20 protein-coding genes are annotated in these 22308 nt (G+C 63.4%); 15 read left to right on the forward strand and 5 right to left on the reverse strand.

The window, feature by feature from the left end; translation table 11 throughout:
- Positions 1-160 precede the first annotated feature (160 nt).
- The gene (locus C4E04_RS06955; RefSeq protein ID WP_245416262.1) at positions 161-736 is read left to right on the forward strand and encodes an NAD(P)H-dependent oxidoreductase; all 576 of its coding nucleotides are present in this window, start codon (positions 161-163) and stop codon (positions 734-736) included.
- A 14-nt stretch (positions 737-750) separates the two neighbouring features.
- Here C4E04_RS06955 and C4E04_RS06960 read toward each other — a convergent pair whose 3' ends face one another.
- Entirely contained in the window at positions 751-1212 is a 462-nt protein-coding gene (locus C4E04_RS06960; RefSeq protein ID WP_109596152.1) for an Lrp/AsnC family transcriptional regulator, read from the reverse strand.
- 491 nt (positions 1213-1703) lie between these two features.
- Between C4E04_RS06960 and C4E04_RS06965 the strand changes: the two genes are divergently transcribed.
- The 8 genes from C4E04_RS06965 to C4E04_RS07000 all read left to right on the forward strand — a co-directional run bounded on the left by C4E04_RS06965 (position 1704) and on the right by C4E04_RS07000 (position 9908).
- A complete protein-coding gene (locus C4E04_RS06965; protein WP_245416300.1) occupies positions 1704-3308 on the forward strand; it encodes a TIGR04028 family ABC transporter substrate-binding protein in 1605 nt (534 codons plus the stop codon).
- A 56-nt stretch (positions 3309-3364) separates the two neighbouring features.
- Positions 3365-4309 (forward strand): ABC transporter permease, encoded by a 945-nt coding sequence (locus C4E04_RS06970; RefSeq protein WP_109596156.1) that lies wholly within the window; start codon positions 3365-3367, stop codon positions 4307-4309.
- Positions 4306-5229 (forward strand): ABC transporter permease, encoded by a 924-nt coding sequence (locus C4E04_RS06975; protein WP_210204602.1) that lies wholly within the window; start codon positions 4306-4308, stop codon positions 5227-5229. Before C4E04_RS06970 ends, C4E04_RS06975 begins: the two co-directional genes overlap by 4 nt.
- Positions 5226-6926 carry an ABC transporter ATP-binding protein gene (locus C4E04_RS06980; protein WP_109596158.1) on the forward strand — a complete coding sequence of 567 codons (1701 nt, stop codon included), beginning with the start codon at positions 5226-5228 and terminating at the stop codon, positions 6924-6926. The genes C4E04_RS06975 and C4E04_RS06980 overlap by 4 nt, the downstream gene beginning before the upstream one ends.
- Positions 6923-7969 carry a putative FMN-dependent luciferase-like monooxygenase gene (locus C4E04_RS06985; RefSeq protein WP_109596160.1) on the forward strand — a complete coding sequence of 349 codons (1047 nt, stop codon included), beginning with the start codon at positions 6923-6925 and terminating at the stop codon, positions 7967-7969. Before C4E04_RS06980 ends, C4E04_RS06985 begins: the two co-directional genes overlap by 4 nt.
- A 35-nt stretch (positions 7970-8004) precedes the next feature.
- Complete coding sequence (locus C4E04_RS06990) at positions 8005-8670, forward strand: CMD domain protein (protein WP_109596162.1); 666 nt, start codon at positions 8005-8007, stop codon at positions 8668-8670.
- A 12-nt stretch (positions 8671-8682) separates the two neighbouring features.
- Complete coding sequence (locus C4E04_RS06995) at positions 8683-9294, forward strand: alkylhydroperoxidase domain protein (RefSeq protein ID WP_109596165.1); 612 nt, start codon at positions 8683-8685, stop codon at positions 9292-9294.
- Positions 9295-9533: 239 nt separating this feature from the next.
- Positions 9534-9908, forward strand: a complete 375-nt coding sequence (locus tag C4E04_RS07000; protein WP_109596167.1) for a hypothetical protein — start codon at positions 9534-9536, stop codon at positions 9906-9908.
- Between the two features lie 61 nt (positions 9909-9969).
- Here C4E04_RS07000 and C4E04_RS07005 read toward each other — a convergent pair whose 3' ends face one another.
- A complete protein-coding gene (locus C4E04_RS07005) occupies positions 9970-10944 on the reverse strand; it encodes a sugar-binding transcriptional regulator (protein WP_109596169.1) in 975 nt (324 codons plus the stop codon).
- Positions 10945-11175: 231 nt separating this feature from the next.
- Here C4E04_RS07005 and C4E04_RS07010 point away from each other — a divergent pair, with 231 nt between their 5' ends.
- From C4E04_RS07010 to C4E04_RS07035, 6 genes are all read left to right on the forward strand, one after another.
- Entirely contained in the window at positions 11176-12147 is a 972-nt protein-coding gene (locus C4E04_RS07010) for an ABC transporter substrate-binding protein (protein ID WP_109596171.1), read from the forward strand.
- A gap of 97 nt (positions 12148-12244) precedes the next feature.
- Positions 12245-13909, forward strand: coding sequence for an iron ABC transporter permease (locus C4E04_RS07015; protein ID WP_109600886.1), 1665 nt, complete (start codon positions 12245-12247; stop codon positions 13907-13909).
- Complete coding sequence (locus C4E04_RS07020) at positions 13897-14973, forward strand: ABC transporter ATP-binding protein (protein ID WP_109596173.1); 1077 nt, start codon at positions 13897-13899, stop codon at positions 14971-14973. Before C4E04_RS07015 ends, C4E04_RS07020 begins: the two co-directional genes overlap by 13 nt.
- Positions 14970-16136, forward strand: a complete 1167-nt coding sequence (locus tag C4E04_RS07025) for an MBL fold metallo-hydrolase (RefSeq protein ID WP_371682039.1) — start codon at positions 14970-14972, stop codon at positions 16134-16136. Before C4E04_RS07020 ends, C4E04_RS07025 begins: the two co-directional genes overlap by 4 nt.
- A complete protein-coding gene (locus C4E04_RS07030) occupies positions 16133-16921 on the forward strand; it encodes a 5'/3'-nucleotidase SurE (protein WP_109596175.1) in 789 nt (262 codons plus the stop codon). Before C4E04_RS07025 ends, C4E04_RS07030 begins: the two co-directional genes overlap by 4 nt.
- Positions 16922-17076: 155 nt before the next feature.
- Positions 17077-18768 carry a Na/Pi cotransporter family protein gene (locus C4E04_RS07035; protein WP_109596177.1) on the forward strand — a complete coding sequence of 564 codons (1692 nt, stop codon included), beginning with the start codon at positions 17077-17079 and terminating at the stop codon, positions 18766-18768.
- 132 nt (positions 18769-18900) lie between these two features.
- On the opposite strand, the gene C4E04_RS07040 is transcribed toward C4E04_RS07035, so the two are convergent.
- The 3 genes from C4E04_RS07040 to C4E04_RS07050 are packed head-to-tail and all read right to left on the reverse strand — an operon-like array spanning position 18901 to position 22299.
- Positions 18901-20268, reverse strand: a complete 1368-nt coding sequence (locus tag C4E04_RS07040) for an acetoin dehydrogenase dihydrolipoyllysine-residue acetyltransferase subunit (protein WP_109596179.1) — start codon at positions 20266-20268, stop codon at positions 18901-18903.
- Positions 20269-20270: 2 nt separating this feature from the next.
- Complete coding sequence (locus tag C4E04_RS07045) at positions 20271-21269, reverse strand: alpha-ketoacid dehydrogenase subunit beta (RefSeq protein WP_109596181.1); 999 nt, start codon at positions 21267-21269, stop codon at positions 20271-20273.
- Between the two features lie 7 nt (positions 21270-21276).
- The gene (locus C4E04_RS07050; RefSeq protein WP_109596183.1) at positions 21277-22299 is read right to left on the reverse strand and encodes a thiamine pyrophosphate-dependent dehydrogenase E1 component subunit alpha; all 1023 of its coding nucleotides are present in this window, start codon (positions 22297-22299) and stop codon (positions 21277-21279) included.
- Positions 22300-22308: the final 9 nt, after the last annotated feature.

Consider the following 22308-nt stretch of genomic DNA (forward strand, 5'->3'; position numbering starts at 1 on the left):
GTTGCATCTCTCTCGTCAGGTGCCTGAAGCCACCTCACCATCGTGCCGAGAAGGGGTTTCTTTCCGCCGCCCGATATAGGGGTGATCCTTCCAGGATCCGGACGATCTTTGAAATAAGATTCTATTGATCGAAGCCTCCCTACCGGAGACGCTTGGAAGCATGACAAGCCAGAAGAGCATCATGCCCCATATCGTCGCCATCTCCGGCAGTCCGACCCTCCGCTCCCGCACGCGCAGCCTCGTCACCGAGATTCAGCGAAGGATCGTGCAGGAGACCGGCGCCGGGGCGGGTCTTGTCGACATCGCCGAACTGGTGCCTAGCCTGATGGTGCGCACGCGCGAGCAGGCGTCACCCAGCTTGGAGGATGCGCTGGCCTCAGTGGAGCGGGCCGATCTGCTCGTGGTCGCATCGCCCGTCTACAAGGGATCCTATACGGGCCTGTTCAAGCATTTCATGGATCTCGTCGACTACAAGTCCCTGGCAGGCGTGCCCGTGGCGCTCCTTGCGACGGGCGGATCGGATCGACATGCCCTCGTGATCGATCACCAGCTGCGGCCGCTTTTCGGGTTCTTCAATGCGCAGACCTTGCCGACCGGCGTGTTCCTGTCCGATGCCTCGTTCGTCGACGGGCGCATCGAGGATCCGGCGCTGCAGCGGCGGCTCTCCGTCCTCGTCCGCGAAAGTGCGGACGCCGTGCGGCTCCGCGTGGCATCGGGTGGACTCAAGGCTGCGTAGTCCGCGAGGATTGCTCAGCCCTGAGCCGCGAGCGAATAGGCAGTGGTCGATTTGACTCGCTGCATGGCGAAGCGGGACGTCACGTTCTTGAGCGGGATTTCGTCGATCAGCCGCTTGTAGAAGCGGTCATAGGCGGCCATGTCGGACACGACGACGCGCAGCATGTAGTCCACGTCGCCCGCCATCCGGTAGAACTCCATCACCTCCGGCATGGCGGACACGAATTCGGCAAAACGCTGCAGCCATTGCCCCGAATGGTCCGACGTCTCGATGGAGACGAAGACGGTCAACCCAAGGCCGACCTTCTCGGGATCGACGATCGCAACCCGCCGTTGGATGACGCCTGTCGCTTCCAGCCGCTGAATCCGTTTCCAGCACGGTGTCTGGGAGAGATTGATCCGTTGGGCCAGTTCCGCGATCGAGATGCTCGCATCTTCCTGCAGAATGGTCAGAATTTTGATATCGGTGGCATCCATCTCTTATTCAGGCCTAGTGTAGAGAATAATTCTCGCTTTCTCTTGAAAGTGAGAAAAAATTTCATATGATGCGCGAAACGGCATCGTGGAAGATAAAATTATTCTACCTTGACCAATGGGTACGTCAATCGTGGCCGACCATGCCTCGGGCAGAACCAGTTCTCCCTGAGAGCCTCTGACAGGCTCCAGGACTGTTCTATGTAAAGAACGGAAACGGGTCCGGCTGCACCGCTTTCTCTCTTGATTCATCTGCGGATTCGACGAATTTTGATGCAACGAACATTTCATCTCTCGGAGCAGCCCTGAAGAGAAGGATTTACTCGGACGGTTCGTTCTAAAAAAAGAACGTTCCCGTTGCCGTTTGGGGCGTCTCTCGGGATAATTCTCCGGTCTTTCGGCGATCCAGCCAAGCACGCAGGGGAATGATCGTGTCGCTCACCAATCGCTTCAAAAACAGGCCTGTCCTCGCTGCCGCCGCAGGTGCCGTCTTCCTGACGGGTTCGTTGACATGGGGCAGCGTCACGAAGGCCGCCGGCGCAAGTGAGACGCCGGTCAAGGGCGGCACGCTGGTTTATCTGGAGCAGCAGCCTCATACGAATCTCTATCCGCCTGCCGGCGGCTTTTATCCGAATGGCGGCATCCTCAACCAGATCACCGACAAGCTGACCTACCAGAATCCCGAGACTCTCGAAATCGAGCCCTGGATCGCAGAATCATGGACGGTCAATGCCGATGCGACCGAGTACACGTTCAAGATCCGCAAGGGCGTTACGTTCTCGGACGGAACGCCGCTCGATGCCGCTGCCGTGGCGAAAAATTACGACGTTTACGGGCGCGGCAGCAAGGACCTGAAGCTTCCGATCTCGGAAGTGATCAACAATTACGACCGCAGCGAGGTGATCGATCCGCAAACCGTCAAATTCTACTTCAAGAAACCGTCGCCCGGCTTCCTGCAGGGAACGTCCGTGATCGGCTCCGGTCTCGTCTCGCTCGCGACGCTTGCGCTGCCCTATGAGGCCCTTGGCGATGCCACGAAGATCATCGGCTCCGGACCCTTCGTGGTGGCGGCTGAAACGTTAGGGCGGGAACTCACGCTTAATGCGCGGACCGACTACAATTGGGGACCGGCCAAGCTCGCGCAGCAGGGCCGGGCTTATCTCGACACCATCAAGTACATCATCACGCCCGAGGACAGCGTGCGCATCGGCGCGCTGCTGGCCGGGCAGGCCGACGTCATTCGCCAGGTCCAGGCCTATGACGAAAAGCAGGTCGAGGACGAAGGGTATCTCATCTACGCGCCTTCCACACGGGGCGTGAACAACAGCGTCGTGTTCCGCCCCGACAATCCACTCGTTGCCGATATCCGCGTACGCCGCGCCTTGCTGCACGCGACCAATGCGGACGAGATCGTCTCGACCCTGTTCTCTGCCAACTACCCGAAGGCCACGTCCATCATCGCCAAGACGGCCCTCGGCTATGTCGACCTGTCGTCCAGGCTTTCCTATGATCTCGAGAAGGCCAAGGCGCTGCTCGACGAGGCAGGCTGGAAAGAGGGCACGAACGGCCTTCGTCAGAAGGACGGTCAGGTCCTGGAGCTGACGGCCTATGAATCCCTGCCGCAGCCGCAGAACAAGGAGACGCTGCAGCTGGTCTCCCAGCAATGGGGCAAGATCGGCGTGAAGCTGAATGTTCTCACGGCCGATTCAGGCAGCGCGACGGTGAACAATCTCGATCCTGCAAAGGCGCCCGTGTCCCCCGCCATGGTCGGCCGTGCCGATCCCGACGTGATTAAGAGCCAGTATTATCCGACGAACCGGAACGTGCTGCTGCAGAAAGGCGGCAACAGCGACAAGGTCCAGACCTTCCTGGACGAGAAGCTGAACACGCTCCTCGACAACCTGGCGTCCGAGCCGGATCGCGCAAAACGCCTCGCCATTGCGGGTGATGTGCAGGCCTATGTCGTCGATCAGGCCTACGCCATTCCGATCTTCGAGGAGCCGCAGGCCTTTGCGGCCGCCCCTTACGTGAAAGGCCTGTCGTTCGAGGCCGTCGGACGTCCCAGTTTCTACGGCACCTGGCTCGCGCCGCGTCACTAATCGTTGCCTGGGCCGGCCTCTAAAGCCGGCCCCCACGCTCTCAGGCAGGATCTCTCATGTCGCGCTATGTGATCGGACGTGTCGGACAGGCTCTGCTCGTGCTCTGGGCAGCCTTCACGGTGTCCTTTGTCCTTCTCCAGGCATTGCCCGGCGATGCCATCCTCATCAAGTTCCTGAATCCGGAGTTGGGGCTGGGCCCGGAGCAGATTGCGGAGATCCGCGCCTCCTATGGGGCGGATGTGCCGCTCCTGTCCCAATATCTGCACAGCATCGTCAATTTCCTGTCCGGTGAGTTCGGCTATTCCGTGCAGGCCGGCGTGCCTGTGGGCGACCTTCTGCTCGCCAAGCTGCCGCCGAGCCTGTGGCTGGCGACGCTCGGCTTTCTGCTCGCGACGATCCTCGCCGTCTCGATAGCCGTCCTCTCGACCCTCGCCCCGTTTGCGTGGCTGCGCTCCCTGATCCAATCCGTGCCATCCCTGTTCGTGTCCACGCCGGTGTTCTGGCTCGGGATCCTGCTGATCCAGGTCTTCTCGTTCCAGCTCAGGCTGATCCCGGTCATCAATCCGGGCCCATGGGAGGCCCTCATCCTTCCCGTGCTGACTCTCGCAGTGCCGATCTCGGCGCCTCTCGCCCAGATCCTGATCCGCAACATCGACGAGGTCATGACCGAGCCCTTCATCGCGGTCGCCCGCGCGAAGGGCGCCTCGCGCAGCTGGGTTTTGTGGAAGCATGTGGCGAAGAACGCCATCCTTCCGACCCTGACCATCGGCGGCATCCTGTTCGGAGAGCTTTTGGCCGGCGCCGTCGTCACGGAAGCCGTCTTCGGCCTGAACGGCATCGGCGGACTCACGCAGCGCGCCGTGGGCAGCCAGGACATCGCCGTCCTTCAGGCGCTCGTCGTGTTCTCGGCGGTGGCTTTCGTACTCATCAATTTGGCCGTGGATCTCCTCTATCCGGTTTTCGATCCGCGTCTGCGCATCAGAGAAAGGGCTGCTGCATGACCAGCATGAACACCACAGGGCGAAGCCTGCTGCAGAACGATGCAGGTGTGCTGGAGGGTTCTTCCCGGGTCTTCGCGGCTGGCCATGTCGGCAACCTGTCAGGCCTGCAATGGCTTGCAAGCCTCCGCGGCATCAAGCCCGGCCTCGTGCTCGCATGGTCCGTGATCGCCATTGTCGTCCTGTGGGGGCTCCTTCCTCATTGGTTCACGAGCTACAGCGGGACAGTCGGGGTCGCCCGGCAGCAGCTTCGCGCGCCCAGTGCAGACCATTGGCTCGGCACGGATGCCCTGGGTCGCGACCTTCTCGCCCGCATCATCTACGGCACCAGCCAGTCGCTCTCGGGAGCCATCGTCGCTGTCGGTGTCGGCCTTCTGGTCGGCACTGCGCTCGGCCTTGTCGCGGGTTCGGCCCGAGGCAAGGTGGAGAGCGTCGTCATGCGGGGCGTCGATGTCCTGCTCTCGATCCCGCAGCTCCTTCTGTCGCTGAGCATCGTCATCCTGCTCGGTTTCGGCACCGTCAATGCCGCCATCGCGGTGGGCGTGACCTCCATCGCCAGCTTCGCGCGGCTCGCCCGCTCGGAAGTCGTGCGGGTGCGCGCCAGCGACTATGTGGAGGCCGCCTTCGGCAGCGGCGGAACGTTTCTCCGCGTGCTGCTGCGCCACATCCTTCCGAACTCCCTGACCTCCGTCATCGCACTCGCTGCCCTGCAGTTCGGATCGGCCATCCTGGCCATCTCGACCCTGGGCTTCCTGGGCTACGGCGCGCCTCCGCCCACGCCCGAATGGGGCCTGCTGATTGCCGAGGGGCGGAACTACATCGCGCGCGCATGGTGGCTGACGACCGCTCCGGGCCTTGTCGTGATCCTCGTCGTGCTGTCCGCGAACCGCATCAGCCGGTCCTTCGGAAAGGCCGGAGCATGAGCGCAAAGCAAGCCCTCGTCCCGGCCGTGCCCGGTGCCCGGGACGTGCCGGTTCTCGAGATCGCCGATCTCGCGGTTTCCTATCGGGGCGATACCGGGTTCCAGCCTGTGGTGCACGGTGTCTCGCTCCAGGTAAGACCGGGCGAGATCGTCGCCCTCGTCGGGGAATCGGGTTCCGGCAAGACCACGACCGCGCAGGCCGTCATCGGTCTCCTGGCCGAGAACGGACGCGTCGATTCCGGAGCGATCAGGCTCAACGGCACCGACATCGCGGGCTGGTCGCAGACGCGTCTCGACACCGTTCGCGGCCGCAGGATCAGCCTGATCCCGCAGGATCCAACGAGTTCGCTGAACCCTGTCAAGACCATCGGTGCGCAGATCGCCGAAGTGTTCCGCATCCACCGGCAGGGCAGCCGGGGCGAGGTCGAGAAACACGTCATCGATCTCCTGGCCCGCGTTGGCCTTTCGCAGCCGGAGCTGCGGGCCCGGCAATACCCTCATGAGCTCTCGGGCGGCATGCGCCAGCGCGTGCTGATCGCCATCGCGATTGCCCTGCGGCCGGCCCTGATCATTGCGGACGAGCCCACCAGCGCCCTCGACGTCACCGTACAGAAGCGCATCCTCGATCTCATCGACGGGCTTCGTGAGGAATTCGGCACCGCGGTGCTGCTCGTAACGCACGATCTGGGCGTGGCGGCCGACAGGGCCGACCGTCTCGTCGTCCTGAAGGGCGGGCGCATTCAGGAGCAGGGGCCGACGGACGCGATCCTGGCCGCGCCCCGCAGCGAGTATACGCGAAAGCTCCTGGCCGATGCTCCGTCATTGGCGAAGGCTCAGACATTTCCTCGAACGGCAGGTTTTCGGAGGAGCGACGGCGACCCTGTCGTCATTGTCGAGAACCTCGTTCAGGATTTCCCCGTCGATCACGGGCCGCGGAAGACCTTCAGGGCGGTCGACGGCGTCTCGTTCAAGGTCGAACGTGGAACGACCCACGCCATCGTGGGTGAGTCCGGTTCCGGCAAAACGACGACGGCGCGCAGCATCGTCGGCTTCCAGAAACCCACATCCGGGCGGATCCTGGTCGACGGGATCGACATCACATCCCTGCGCGGCGAGGCCCTCCGCCAATTCCGCCGGTCGATCCAGCTCGTCTATCAGAACCCCTTCGCGTCGCTTGATCCGCTCCAGACCATCTTCCGGATCGTCGAGGAGCCTCTCCTCAATTTCGGTTCTGTGCCGAGGGAGGAGCGAGCCAGAAAAGTCCAGGCCATCGTCGAGCGGGTCGGCCTGCCGCTGTCTGTGCTGTCTCGCAAGCCGCGGGCTCTGTCGGGAGGGCAGCGGCAGCGCGTAGCCATCGCGCGTGCCCTCGTGCTGGAGCCGAAGGTGCTGGTCCTGGACGAGGCCGTCTCGGCTCTCGATGTGACCGTGCAGGCGCAGATTCTGGCGCTCCTCGACGAACTCCAGCGCGATCTCGGCCTGACCTACCTGTTCATCTCCCATGATCTGGCCGTGGTCCGCCAGATCTCCGACACGGTGTCCGTTCTCCAGGGCGGCCGCCAGGTCGATGCCGGAACCGTGGAGGATGTGTTCCTGCGCCCCGGCAGCCCCTACACGCGCGAGCTCATCGCGGCCATTCCCGGCCGGCGCAAGGCCGACCGGCGTGACGTTTCACCCGCTTTCATCGGAGCAGATTCATGACGACATCCTCACGGCCGAAGCGGCTCGGCTTCTTCACCCGTCTCCTTGATGAAGGGAGCGCCGCGGAGCGCTACCGTCTCGCCACTGAGCAGATCGTTCATGCGGAGAGATACGGCTTCGACTCCGCCTGGGTCGCGCAGCATCACTTCCACGAGGCTGAGGGAGGCCTGCCGTCGCCGTTCGTCTTTCTGGCGCAGGTTGCGGCCAGGACTTCTCGGATTCGCCTCGGAACGGGCATCATCACCCTGCCGCTCGAAAACCCTGTCCGGGTGGCCGAGGATGCGGCCGTCCTTGACCTCCTGTCCGATGGGCGGCTCGAGATCGGCGTCGGGACAGGCGGCACGCCCTCGTCCTTCACGGCTTTCGGCCTCGACAGCGCAAACCGTTCTGAGATTTACGAACGGCACCTCGCGACTGTGCGAGACGCCTGGGCGGGCAAGCCGCTCGAAGGGGGCGATACCCTCTACCCGTCGGCCCCTCATCTGAATGGACGCGTCTGGCAGGCGACCTTCTCGACCTGGGGCGGCGCGCGCGCCGGACGGGCAGGGGACGGCCTCATGCTGTCCCGCACTCAGCCTCGCCCGAAGGAGGCGCCCCAGGCCAGCCTTGCGGAGATCCAGCATCCCATCATCGATGCCTATCTCGAGGCGCTGCCCGAAGGAGCGGAGCCGCGCATCGTCGCGTCGCGCTCGCTCTTCGTGGCGGATGATCGCGAGAAGGCGCTTCGCCTTGCCGAGAAGGGATTGCGCCGGGTGGTGGACGGGTTTGCCGCTAAGGGGCACGTCATCCCGGGAAATTCCCTCGCGGACATTCTCGCGGCCCTCGACACGCATGTGGGCACGGCGGCGGACGTGATCGAAAGCCTCAGCCGGGACACGACCCTGCCGCGCGTGACGGATCTCGTCTTCCAGGTGCACTCGGTTGATCCGCCCCATGCCGACATTCTGCGTTCCATCGAGCTGATCGCCACCGACGTGGCACCTGCGCTCGGCTGGCAGAGCGCGGCCCCCAGGTCCGAGAAGCGTGTCGCTCTCGTGCGCTGAACTGCCAGCTGCCGCCATACCAAAGTGAGAAAGCCATGAGCACGATCTTATCGGACGTCATCGACCATCTGGCCGGCATTGAGCCGGGTTCGCATCTCGATATCCTGAGGGCTCAGCGCCTTCAGGCGCGGGAGAATGCCCAGAAGAGCTATCTGGCTCTGTTCGAGCCTGAGTATCCTGGCAATGTCACGGCACTGGAGCGCCATGCGGTCGCGACATTCGTGGCAGGCCTTCACCGTCAGCAAGTGGTGCTCGATTTCTACCGAGCGGCGCTTCTGAGGCTCGAGCGCCCGGATGTGGCCGAACTGATCGATGCCGAGATCGCACGCGCCTCCGTGAAAGGGCCCTATGGGCGCTATCCCAAAGGGCCGCTTGCCGCTGAGGATCGGGACGGTCCGGATTATCGTGTCCTCTCGGGATACGAGAAGGTCCTGGGAGCCCGTCTGAGCGCCGCCCTGGAGCACGCGCATCTGCTCGTGTTCCGCCCACGTGACGCCAGCCCTGCGGCGCTGCAGAAGCTGCTCGATGCAGGGTGGTCGACGACGGACATCGTGACCCTGTCGCAGCTCGTGGCCTTTCTCTCGTTCCAGATCCGCGTGGTCGCGGGCCTGCGCGCCCTTGCGGCCGAACCGGCGCATGATGCGGCTGACCTCTATCGCGGTCCCGCCTTCACGGGCCTCCTCGCCTCCGGCACCGTCTGAAAAGGAACTCTCATGAGCGAGCAAACCCTGTCATACCCCGATAATCATGAGCCTGTGGCGTTCACGCAGGAGGAGTTGGGCTGGCTGCCGTGGCTTGAGCCGTTCCCGGCCGACCAGTTGACCGAGCGGCACTGGGCCGGTCTCGTCGATGCGTCGCGCGCGAAGTCGCCATACTTCCTCCTGCTCGCCCGTGATCCGGACATCCTTCAGGCGAGGACGAAGACCGACAAGGACATCTTCTACAACACAAAGAACGGTCTTCCCCGAGCGGAAAGGGAGCTTGCCGCGACCGCGACCTCACGTGTGAACGGCTGCATCTTCTGCGCGTCCGTCCATTCCCGGTTCGCGACCCAGTATTCCAAGCGGGGTGCCGATGTTCAACGCCTGCTCGACGAAGGGGATGGAGCGGACATCGACAGCCGGTGGAATGCCATTGTTGCGGCCTCCGTCGCGCTGACGAAGACACCACAGGAATTCAGCAGCGAGCAGGTGCGGGACTTGCGCAGCGCCGGCCTGGATGACCTCGAAATCGTGGACGTCATCAACGGTTCGGCCTTCTTCAACTGGGCGAACCGCCTGATGCTCTCCCTGGGAGAGCCGACACCTCCGGCTAAACACGCATAGGACAGCACCTTGAGCCGGGCAGGACAATGCTCCTGCCCGGGCGGCTAAGGGGGAAGGGGACAGCCTCAGGCCCGCCATCCCCTTTCTGGCCATTGGGCGTTTCACCCCTATACCACCCTCGCCCTATGGCTCTTCATGGAGCGATCGGCTAACATTCGCGCCAGTCCTGCATCCGGTTGCATATTCTGGCCGCGCGACTATGTAGCAATTCGATCCTAATCCATCGAAGGAGGGGACAGGTGAACGCATCCAGTCCAAATGACCTGAGGCAGGTATTGGCGAAGGCGATCTGCACCCTGCCGTCCCCGAACGACCTGCGGCTGGTAGCCCAGCGTTTCGTCGATCACGCGGTCGAGCCCCGGCTTTCCACCGCGGAGGCGGACATGCTTGCACAGGATCTGGGCTATACGGATCTCGAAAGCTTCTGCCGCGACGTCCAGCTGCCCGAGCATATCATCGAGAGATGGAAGCGCTTCGGCATCTCTTCGGAGATGGGGCAGGTGCTGGCCTTCTTCGTGCTGCAGCGGAAGCGCGTGCGTGATGCCGTGGACGAATTCGAGTCGACACGCAATGTCGGTCTGGACGACTTTTTCGAAGAGCGTGGGCTCGTCTGAGCGCTTCCGCCTCTAAAGTCTTTATAGACTGTCTGCCTTTATCTGTGGTTGCGGTTCCTGATCAATGCTCGTCGAGCAGCGAGGCCGCGGTATCGCTGTCGGTGATCAGGACCTGAACGGACACGGCCTTCATGGCTGCACGGACAGCCTGGACTTTTTTCTTCCCACCTGCCGCCAGGACTACGTTGGGGATTCGGCTGATCGCCTCAAGCTCGATCGCCATAATTCGCCGGTTGATCTCGTGATCCACCAGGCGCCCGTCGGCCGTCACGAAATGGCAGAGGATGTTGGCGACCGCGCCTTTCCGTTTCAGCGGATGGATCAGGTCGGCCGGCACGATTCCATGCCTGAAGATGGTCGCCTCCGCCGAAATGTCGCCGACGGTGAGCAGCGCAATGTCCGCAGCCTCTGCCTTGGCATGGACGACCTGCAATGTCGGCTGGGCCCAGAGGCGATCTCGCAGATCCGGCTCGTCCACGATGACCGGGGCGGTGATCTGGTAACTGTCTGCCCCTAGCGCTTCGGCGACCTTCACGGCAACGATGGAAGGGTTGATCCACTGCGAGTGCGGCAGGCTGCCGACAAGCGCCACCACCGTTGCATCCTGGAGTTGCCGGCGCGGTAGAAAGGCCAGGCTCGCGTAGAGTGTCGCGCCGCCGCCGATCGCGAGGGTCGCGCCATCCTGCATCCTCTCGCCCACATAGGCGGCAACCGCATGGCCGATGGACTTTTCCAGGCTCGCCTCGTTGCTGGGGGTTGGGACGACCACGGCTGCGGCCAGCCCCCAGCGCTTCTCCAACTCCCGCTCGAGCCGAATCTGCTCGGCTGTCGAGGCATTGATGGCCGTCGTTACGACGCCCTCGGCCGCACATGCAGCCAGTGTGCGCATGACCTTGATCCGCGTCACGCCGAGCTTCTCGGCGATCTGCTCCTGCGTGAATCCTTCCACGTAGTAGAGCCAGGCCGTTTTCACGGCCAGATCGGAGGAGACGAGCGGCAGCGTGGCCTCCGGTGCATCGTGCTTGAGTACCGTCATTCTTCTGTTCCCTCGGCACAACCCGGCGAATGCAGTCACGAATGGGGCGCGTCAAGCCTGCCGCTGGGGCAGGCGTGATCATTTGTACTTGACTTTGAACAAATGAACAATATCGTCGGCGATGTCATCACCCTGTGACACTGCTAATTATAAGAACTGCGGGCCGACACAACCATTAGGTGTGGACGGATTCCGTTTAGACAGGAGGAATTCATGAGCCGTCGCTTTTCAATGGGATTGAAGCTGATCCCATTCGCCTTTGCCGCAAGCATGATCGCGTCCGCGGCGCAGGCCGAGACCATCATGCTCTACACATCGCAGCCTGAGGCCGATGCTTCGAAAACCATCGAAGAGTTCCGGAAGGCGAATCCGGGCATCGACGTTCAGGTTTACCGCTCCGGCACCAGCGATATTCTCAGCAAGCTCGCGGCCGAATTCGCTGCCGGCGCTCCGCAGCCCGACGTGCTGTTCATCGCCGATGCCGTCAGCATGGAGCTGCTGAAGAAGGACGGAAGGCTTGCCGCCTACAAGGAGGCCAACACTACCGGTTTCTCGCCTGAGGCCTACGATGCGGACAAGACCTATTTCGGCAGCAAGCTGATCACGACCGGCATTGCCTACAACACCGGCGCGCCGAAGAAGCCGCAGCATTGGCAGGATCTTGCCGATTCATCCTATAAGGGAATGATCGTCATGCCGAGCCCGCTCTATTCGGGCGCGGCCGCTTACATGCTGTCGGGCTTCGCCGCGAAGCCCGAATACGGGTGGGGCTACTTCGAGAAGCTGAAGGCGAACGATACGCTGGCGGTTCGCGGCAATGGTGCAGTCCTGAAGTCGGTTGCGAGCGGCGAGAAGCCTTACGGAATCCTCGTCGATTTCATGGCGCTCAATGCCAAGGCCAAGGGCTCGCCGATCGAGTTCGTGTTCCCCGAGGAAGGCGTGCCGGCAGTTACTGAGCCGGTGGCGATCATGTCGACGGCCAAGAATCCGGCTGGGGCTAAGAAGTTCATCGACTTCATCCTCTCCGATGCGGGCCAGAAGCTGGCTCTGAGCCAGGGCTATCTGCCCGCGAAGGAGAATGTGGGCCGCCCGTCCTGGCTGCCGCAGGACGCCAAGATCAAGATCATGCCGATCGACATCAAGGCCGTTCTCCAGAGGACCGAGGAGGACAAGAAGAAGTTCTCCGATCTCTTCGGCGGCTAAGGAGAGACATTCGATGGCCGTATCGATCAGTCGCGTACAGGCGTCGCCCGAGCTTCCGGCGCCTGCTTCGCTGAAGAAAAGCCTTCCTTCGGAATGGATGTTGACTGGCTTCGTCGTTGCAATCGTCGTCGTCCTGTCGATCCTTCCCATGCTGCGCCTGATCCAGGAGATCATCGCGCCGGGCGGAAAGCTGTCGACTGCGGCCATCGAAGCCGGTCTTGCCAATCCCGCGACCTGGACCGCGACTTGGCACTCCCTCGTGGTGGGTTTCGGAGGCACCGCTCTGGCGGTGTTCTTCGGAACCACCATCGCCATTCTCGTATCGCTCACGGACGTCCGCGGACGCAGCGCATTCGTGCTCTGCTACGTAACGCCCTTGATGATTGCGCCTCAGGTGACGGCACTTGCCTGGTTGCAGCTCTTCGGTCCCGCAAGCCCTCTCCTGAAGCTGCTCGGCATTGCCCCGCCTCTGGGCAGCCGTAACCCGCTCTACTCGCCGGAGGGCATCATTCTCCTGCTCGGAGTGCAATACGGCCCCCTGGTCTTCCTGATGGTCCGCGCTGGGTTGCGCAAGCTTCCTCGGGAACTCATCGAAGCCGCTTTGGCTGGTGGTGCGAGCCGCTGGACGACCCTGAGGACCGTTATCCTTCCGCTGATGACGCCTGCGATCATCGGAGCCTCGGCCCTGGTTTTCGTTTCATGCGTCGGCAACTTCGGTATTCCGGCCTTCCTGGGCATTCCGGCCAATTACCTCGTGTTGCCGACCCTGATCTATCAGCGTCTGGCAGGTGCCGGGCCCTCCGTTCTCGCCGAGGTAGCCTTCCTTTCGGTCCTGATCGGTCTGATCGCCATGGCGGGTATCGTCGCGCAGGACATCATCAGCCGCCGGCGAGATTACCGGATCACGTCCACGTCGCTTCCAGCAGAACCTTTCGAGCTCGGGCGCTATCGCATCCTCACCGAAATGATCATGTGGGCGGTCGTCGTGATCATTCTGGTGCTGCCGCTGCTCGGGCTCTTCCTGACGTCGATCGTGCCCGGATACGGCATTCCGCTGTCGGCCAAGACCGCAACGCTGTCCAACTACTCGTTCGTGCTGTTCGACCATGCGGGCGCCAAGAGTGCTTTCTTCAACAGCTCTCTCCTGTCGGTCGGAGCTGCCGTATTCGCGGTCCTCATCGCGGTGCCGCTCGGCTATTTCATCGCCTGGCGCATGTCGTGGTGGACCAAGTTCCTGAACCTGACGATCGAGCTTCCCTATGCGCTTCCGGGCGTGGTGCTGGCCATTGCGGCGCTGCTCCTGTTCCTGAAGCCGATCCCGGTGATCAACCTTCACATCTACAACACCGTCTGGATCATTCTGTATGCGTATCTCGCGCGCTTCATGGTCCTGGCCCTGCGCCCGACGGTCAGCGGGTTCCACCAGATCGACCGCTCCCTGGAGGAGGCCGCGCAAGTCGCCGGCGCGGGCTTCTTCATGCGGCTGCGCACGATCATCTTCCCGCTCGTCGCACCCGTGGCAGTCGCGGGAGGTCTTCTGATCTTCATGACGGCGCTTAGTGAACTGACGGTTTCGGCGCTCCTGTGGTCCTCCGGTTCGGAAACCATCGGCGTTGTCATCTTCTCGTTCGAGCAGGGTGGCGATTCGAGCTACGCGGCGGCGATCTCGATGATCACGGTCGTCCTGACATTCCTGGTGATGCTCGCATCCAACCTGCTTGCCCCCCATCTGCCGAACGGAGTCCTCCCATGGCGGGATTGATGATCGACCAAGTCAGCAAGCGCTTCGGCGACTTCGACGCACTCTCCAACGTGTCCATCGATGTCGCGGATGGGGAGTTCCTTGCGGTCCTTGGGCCCTCCGGCTGCGGCAAGACGACATTGCTGCGCACGGTGGCAGGCTTCGAGAAGGTCACGGGCGGGCGCATCGTCATCGGCGGCGAGACGGTATCAGAGCCGGAGCGCAGCCTTCCGCCGGAGAAGCGCCGCGTCGGCATCGTGTTCCAGAACTATGCCCTCTGGCCGCACATGACCGTTGCCGAGAATGTGGGCTACAGCCTGCGGGTCGCGAAGGTCCCGCGCGCCGAGCGCGATCGGCGTGTGCAGGAGGCGCTCGCGCTCGTGAACCTGTCGGGCTATGGCGACCGGCGCCCCAGCAACCTTTCCGGCGGCCAGCGGCAGCGCGTGGCCTTGGCCCGCTGCCTTGTCGCCGCTCCATCCCTCGTCCTGTTCGACGAGCCGCTCGCCAATCTGGACGTCCATCTGCGAGCCGCCATGGAAGACGAGTTCGCAGATTTCCATAAGCGGACCGGCACCACCATCGTGTACATCACCCATGACCAGGCCGAAGCCATGGCGCTTGCGGATCGCATCGCCGTCATGGATCGCGGAAAGCTTGCCCAACTTGCGCCTCCGCGCGAGCTCTATCGCGAGCCGGCAAACGAAATGGTCGCCTCATTCATCTCCCAGGGCATCCTGCTCCCGGCGGACGTGCTGACGCCTGCTGAGGCCGGGCATTGCCGTGTTCGGGTTCTGGGGCACGAGATTGTGGCCCGCTGCCGGCCCGACGAGAAGCCGCGAGCGGACGCCAAACTGTGTTGTCGGTCCGCGGAGATCGAGGCTGTCGGGCCCGGCGAGGATGGCATCCCGGTTGAGATCAAGCGGGTCGTCTATCAGGGAGGTCGCGCCCGGGTGGAGCTTTCGCCCGCGGATCGTCCCGATCTGAGCCTTCATATCGAGCAGGCGGATCCGGTGACCCTGGAGGCCGGTGTCGCGGCGCGGGTTCGCATCCGCTCCGGCTGGGTGATCCCGAGGTCCGCCCCATGATGCAGGTCGATCTGCACGGTGGCTTCGGCGAGAAGGGGCGGACGAGTGTTGCGATCCGGGGCAACGACGGCCATGTCCTGCTCGATGTCGGGATCAAGGTCGGCGCCTCCGGCCGAGAATATTACCCGGCCATCGACGGGGCTGGAGACATCCAGGCGCTCCTCTTGTCCCATGCGCACGAGGATCATGTCGGGGCTCTCTCGTGGCTGCTGGCTGAAGGCTACCGCGGCCCCATCTTCATGACCGAGGAGACCCTTGAGGAGGCTCCGGCGACGCTCGCGCACTATGCGGATCGGAGCCAGTTGAAGCAGTTTCCATTGCCTCGGGACCGGGTGCAGCTGTTCAAGCCGGGCGAGACACTCACCGTCGGAGACCTGACCATCCGCACGGGGCGCTCGGGGCATGTGGTCGGCGGCGTATGGTTTGCGGTTGGAAACGGAAATGAGACGATTGTCTATTCGGCTGACGTCCTGCCGGACAGCAAGGTCTTCGTCATGGACCCGATCCCGGCCTGCGATCTGCTGATCCTCGATGCCTCCTACGGGGCCGATCCGGTCTCGAGCGAGACGCGGGGCGACGAGATCGCTGCCTGGATCGCGGGTCACCCAGGGGGATGCCTACTGCCGACGCCCCTGTTCGGCCGGTCCCTTGAACTGCTCGCCGTCATGCCGGATCGCTTCGCGATTCATGCCAGCATGCGCCAGGCATTGGCCAGCCAAATCGAAGCCCGCGAGGCGCTGCAGCCTGAGATCATCGCCACTCTGGTGCAGAAGCTCGCCGCGGCCATCGACTGGCACGACGGCGAGCCCCTGCCGGAATGCCCGCTCCTGGCCGATGACGGCATGGGCACGGCAGGTCCATCGGCGAAACTGATCCCTCTGGCCGATGCCAGTGACTATCCCGTGCTCCTGACCGGGCACCTGCCGGCTTCCTCGCCGGGCGATGTGCTCTATCGCAAGGGGCGTGCCGCCTGGATCAGGATGCCGACTCATCCGACCCTGTCGGGCAATGTCGGGATCTGGCAGAAGGCCGGAGAGCCGCCGACCCTCGGTCATTCCTGCACTCTTCCGACGCTCGAGGAGCTCGGTCGCCATATCTGCTCGCTTCGCACGGATGTCCGGACAGGCCAGAGCCTTACCCTTCGTGAAGGAAAGATTACATGAGGATTCTCGTCTGCAACGATGATGGCGTCGAGGCTCCCGGCATTGCCTTCCTGACCGAGGTTGCTCGCAGCCTTTCCGATGATGTGTGGGTCGTTGCCCCCGACGGAAAGCGGACAGCCGGCAGCTCATCGCTGACCATTGCCCGGCCCCTGACGATGAAGAGGCTCTCGGAGCGGCGGTATTCATGCTCCGGCACTCCGGCCGATTGTGTCATCTCGGCCATGGCTTGGCTCTTCAAGGACGACAAGCGGCCCGACCTGGTGCTTTCCGGCATCAATGATGGCCGTAACGTAGGGGAAGATCTCGCATATTCCGGCACGCTCGGCATCGCGCGGGAGGCTAGTTTTTGGGGTGTTCCGGCGATCGGCTTCTCGCGGGTCAAGAATCCCCGGACGACTGACAAGGATCTGCCCTGGCTGGCCGGGCTGATCCATGGCCTCTGGCAGAACCGTGCGACCTGGGCCATCGAGGGGCATTACCTGTGCGTCAATCTCCCGGCGGAGCTCCCGGCCGGGATCCTCCAGCCGAAGATCGGCCGGGACAAGATCGGCCGCTTGGCTGACGTCGTTTCGACCGAGGGGGACGAGACGGTCATCGTGGTGCCGCGCGGACGCAGCCATCATACGACTCCTGGCGACGATAACGAGGCCATCGACAGCGGCCACGTCACCATCAACCGCCTGAACTGGTTCGGCGAAACGCCTCTGGAGACGGGTTTCATATCCGGTCTGATGGAGGTCGCCGGAGCGCGGGCCGGGGAAAGCTGCGTTCGGGAACAGGCTTAAGAAACTGAAGCCATAAGCGGGCCGCCATGCCCGCAGGCGCCCGAGTGGCGCCTTTGATCAGGTCGAAAGCCCTCTTGGCTTCAGGGGATTGCTTTCGGCACGGTCTTGGCGTTCATTGACATACTAAGTCGGCAAATAAAATCGGGCTTTTTGGAATGGACGCGACCCGGACACTCATTCAGTTGATCGGCAGTGTCGCCCTCATGCTTTGGGGAGTGTACTTGGTGCGCTCGGGCGTGAGCGAAGCCCTGGGAGCCCAGCTGCGGCGGCTGGTTGCCGCTTCGTCACGGAACCGGCTGACAGCATTCACCAGCGGCCTGGTCGGGACGACGCTGCTGCAATCCAGCACGGCCATGGCCCTCATCATTGGCTCCTTTGCGGGACGCGGTATCATCGGCCTGTCGGCGGCTTTGGCCGTCATGCTCGGAGCCGATGTCGGCTCGACGATCGCGGCGCAGCTCCTGGCTTTCGACATCAAGTGGTTCTGGGCGATTCTCGTGGCCGGTGGCTTCGGGCTCTTCAGTGCCAGGGAAAGTGCCAAGAGTGTCGCAAGGGCCATCATCGGTCTCGGCCTTCTCCTGCTGGCGCTTCAGGAACTCGGATTGGCTGCGGCGGCCTTGCGCGAGTCACCGACCGTGCGCCTCGTCCTTGGAGCCGTGGCCGAGGAGCCCATGATTGCGCTCATCGTCGCGGCACTGCTGACCTGGGCGGCCCATTCCAGCCTCGCGATCGTCCTTTTCATCATGTCTCTGGCAGGCAGCGGCGTCATCTCGATGCCCGAAGGGCTGGTTCTCGTGCTCGGCGCCAATATCGGCGGTGCATTCGCCCCATGGGTGGCGCTTTCCGGTTCGCCGCCTGCGGCACGGCGCGTTCCGCTCGGCAATCTACTCATGCGCGGCGTCGTCGGTCTCCTCGTGCTGCCGTTCATCAGTTTCATCGCCCAGGAAATGAGCTTGTGGATCCAGGATCCGGCCCGCAACGTCGTCCTGTTCCACACGGCTTTCAACCTCGGGGTCGCAATAGTCGGTCTCCCGTTCGTGGGCCTCCTGGCCAATCTTCTCGAGCGCTGGGGCAACGAGCCTAAGGGCGCTGTCGACGAGGGTCAGCCGCGCCACCTGGAGCCAAGCGTGCTCGGCACGCCATCGGAGGCCCTGGCCTGTGCCATGAGGGAATCCCTGCGCATGGGAGAACTTGTCGACACCATGCTCAACAACGTGCTGGCTGTGATCGAGGGTAACGACCAGAAGCTTCTGAAGGATATCGAGAAGGCGGACGATACGGTGGACCGGCTCCACGAAGCCATCAAGCTCTATCTGGTCGAAGCATCCAAGGCCGCCATGTCTGACGAGGAAAGCCGCCGTCTGCTGGAAATCCTGACCTTCACGACCAACCTCGAACATATCGGCGACATCATCGACAAGAACCTCGTCGAGCTTGCGGCCAAGAAGATGCGGCGACAGCTGTCGTTCTCGGCCGAAGGGCTTGCGGAGATCCGTACCTTCCACAGCCGCGTCACGGAAACGATGCGCATGGCCTCGAATGTGTTCGCCACCCGCGACATCAGCCTGGCGAGACGGCTTTTCGCGGACAAGAGCACCATGCGCGCGGCGGAGCGGAACGCGACGGAGAGCCACTTCGTGCGCCTGAAGGACGGCCGGCCGGAATCGATCGAGACCAGCTCCATCCATATCGACATCATTCGAGATCTGAAGCGCATCCACGGCCATCTCACGGCCACCGCTTACCCGCTTCTCGAGGCGCAGGGTGACCTGGCTGAATCGCGGCTCCGGCAGAGGAATGCCCAGGAGACGCCGGACATGACGGCATCTTTGAGCGGGCGTGCCTAAGCAGGCTTCGTGTATTCTGATAGAAAAGCCCGAAGAGCAGGGACTGTCGAGACGGGATTCTACAATAGCGCATCGATCCTGCTACGGCAGGTGATGTTGCGGCCCGGACTGATGCCGGGCCGCCAGAGCCTACTATCCTGCGCGCGCCAGTTCCGCGCTCAGGCGGCCAATGGCATGCCGCTGTTCCATCTGCGGCATATGACCGGTCGCCGAAAAGACGTGAACGGCGATATTCCCCGGAAGGCCCATGGCATGGCGAACCGGAATGATCCGGTCCTCAGCGCCAAAGATGACCTTCACGGGCCAGTCGAAGCTCTCGAGAAGAGGCCGGATGCTGAAGGCCTGCGTCCCATCCGGGAAGATGCTGGCGGCGAGCCGTTCCTGGAGTTTCGGTTGGTCGCTGGTTCGTGCCCGCAGCGTGGCACTCACGAAGGACGCTCCCAGGGAGCCTTCGTCGAAGACGAGCTCCCGAACCCACGGTGCCAGGCTCGCCTCGCTCGTCGCGCGCAGGAAGCCCGAGATGAAGGCACCGTTGATGTCGGGGCCAAGCCCGGCTGGCGAGAGCAGCATCAGCGAACGGATGTCCAGCATCGACTGCGCTGCGACGGTCGCCGCAACGGCAGCGCCAAGCGAGTGGCCGATCAGATGGAGGCTACCGACGCCCTCATCCGCAAGAGTGTCGAGCACGGCTGCCGCGAGATCCTCGAGAGAGCTCTGGCCCGCCAAGGGAGAGCGGCCATGCCCTGGAAGATCGATTCCGAGGATCGGCCGATCCGAGGGCAGGGACGAGAGGACAGGGCGCCAGCTGTTCAGGTCGGATCCAAAACCATGGATCAGGACGAGGGGCGTGCCCGTGCCCTGACGCAACCAGGTCCGGTAAAGGGGGGAGGTTCCGGACGTCGGTGCCGGGATGGCATCCTGCCGGGCCCGGGCCAATCGTGGCGAAGAGACCTCGGCTACAGCGCTCGTACTGACATCGTTCCCAGACAGAGTGCCGAGATGTTCGAGCACGTCGCTTTGCTGAATACGTCCCCGGGGCCCGGAACCTTGCAGGCGGCTCAGCTCGATGCTGTGCTCGCGAGCAAGTCGCCGCGCCAAGGGCGTGGCGCGCAGGCCGTCCGATACCGACGTCTGTCCCATAGGCAGGGCTGCAGGCGGTGTGGCCGGAGCCGGGGATGCGGGTCGAGCCGGGGCATCGGCAGAAGTTGGGATATCGATAGGAGCGCCAGGCGCCGCCTGGACCGGGCCATTATAAGCCTCGCCCTCCCCATAGATCTGGGCGACCACGCTGCCGACCGGGACTTCCTTGCCTTCTTCGCCTGTGATGTCCCGAATGATGCCGGACACGGGGGCTTCGATCTCCATCACGGCCTTGTCCGTCTCGAGCTCGAAGATCACCTGGCCCTTCTCGACCTTGGCATTCTCGTCGACAAACCAGCGGGAGACTTTGCCGGTCGCCATATCCATGTCGACGCGCGGCAGGATCACCTCGGTAGGCATCGTCAAGCCTCCTTGCGAACGAGCTTGCGCGCCGCCGCAACGATGTCGGGAACTTGAGGCACGGCGGCCTTTTCCAGCTCCGGATTATAGGGGAGGGGGGACTCGGCGCCGCCCAGCCGCAGCACGGGCGCATCGAGATAGTCGAAGGCGTCGCTCTCGACGATGGCGGCGCTGATCTCGGCACCGATGCCCAGGGTCTTCACCCCTTCATAGACGCAGAGGAGCCGGGAGGTCTTCTTGACGCTCTCGATGATCGTCGCCGTATCCATGGGGCGGAGGGATCGCAGGTCTACCACCTCGACGTCGATTCCCTCGTCGGCAAGCTGCTGGGCTGCGTCGAGCGACTTATGGACCATGATCGACGTGGCCACGATGGTCAGGTCGCGGCCATGACGGCGGGTCTCGGCCTTGCCGATCGGCACCGTATAATGGCCCTCCGGCACCGGACCCTTCATCTTGTAGAGCAGCTTATGCTCGAAGATCATGACGGGATCCGGGTCCGCCACGGCGGCGAGCAGCATTCCCTTCGCGTCGTGCGGCGTCGAGGGCTGGAGCACCTTGAGGCCGGGCACGTGGGCAAGCCAGGCCTCGAGGCTCTGGCTGTGCTGCGCGGCCGCGCCGGTCCCGGAGCCTGCCGGGAAGCGCATGACGAGGGGGACCGAGACATTGCCGCCGAGCATGTAGCGCATCTTGGCGGCCTGGTTCACGATCTGCTCCATTGCGAGCGTCGCGAAGTCCGAGAACTGAAACTCGAAGATCGGCCGCATGCCCGTGACGGCTGCGCCGACCGCGACGCCGGCGCCACCAAGCTCGGAGATGGGCGTGTCCATGACCCGATCCTCGCCGAAGCGATGGACCAGGTCGCCGGTCACTTGGAAGGCGCCGCCATAGACGCCGATATCCTCGCCCATGAGAAAGACGCGTTCGTCCATCTCCATGGCGATGGCCATGGCCTCCTGGATAGCCTGGGCATAGCTGAGTTCGCGCACATTCGCATCCATGGCGGCATCAATCCGTGTAGACATATTGCGTGACGTCGGAAGGGGAGGGCGACGGGCTTGCCTTGGCGAACTCCAGCCCCTCGGCGATCTCCGTCTCCACCTCGGTGCGGATCTTCTCGATCTCGTCGGGCGTGATCAGGCCGAGCTGGGTCAGTTCGGTCTCGAAGATGCCGATCGGGTCGCGGGCTTGCCAGGACTCGATCTCCTCCTTGGTCCGGTAGCGGTTACGATCGGAGCGCGAGTGGCCCCGGATGCGGTAGGTCTTGCTCTCGATCAGGGTCGGGCCCTCGCCACGGCGGGCTCTATCGGCGGCCTCGAAGGACGCGGCGGCCACGGCCCCGAAATTGTTCCCGTCGACGATGACGCCCGGCATGGAATAGGCACTGGCCCGGTCCGCGATGTTCGGCACTGCGGTCGAGCGCTTCGTCGAGGTGGACATGCCATAGCCGTTGTTCTCGCAGACGAAGATCACCGGCAGCTTCCAGATCGAGGCCATGTTGAGAGCCTCGTGGAACGCGCCTTCGTTGTTGGCGCCGTCGCCGAAGAAGGACACGACGACGGAATTCTTGCCCTGCTTCTTCAGGGCAAGTGCGGCCCCTACGGCGATGGGAATGCCACCGCCGACGATGCCATTGGCGCCGAGATTGCCTTTCGAGACGTCGGCGATATGCATGGATCCGCCGCGGCCGCGGCAATAGCCGTCTTCCTTGCCGAAGAACTCGGCAAACATGCGCTTCACTTCCGCACCCTTGCCGATGCAATGGCCATGACCACGATGGGTGGAGGTGATGAAGTCAGCGTCCGTCAGCGGAGCGCAGATGCCAACCGCGCTGGCCTCCTGGCCGATGGACAAGTGCATCGTGCCGTGGATCAGGCCGCGCATATACGCTTCCTCCGCGCTTTCTTCGAAGCGGCGGATGAGGTGCATCTTGCGAAGCGCTTCCCTCAGGTCGTCGGAGGAAAGGCGCCGGTAGACGTCCGGCAGATTGGCGACAGGGGGCGCTGCCTTATCGGTCGTCGGTTGAGGCATGACAATTCT

This window comes from Microvirga sp. 17 mud 1-3 (assembly GCF_003151255.1).
In the GTDB taxonomy this organism is placed as follows: domain Bacteria; phylum Pseudomonadota; class Alphaproteobacteria; order Rhizobiales; family Beijerinckiaceae; genus Microvirga.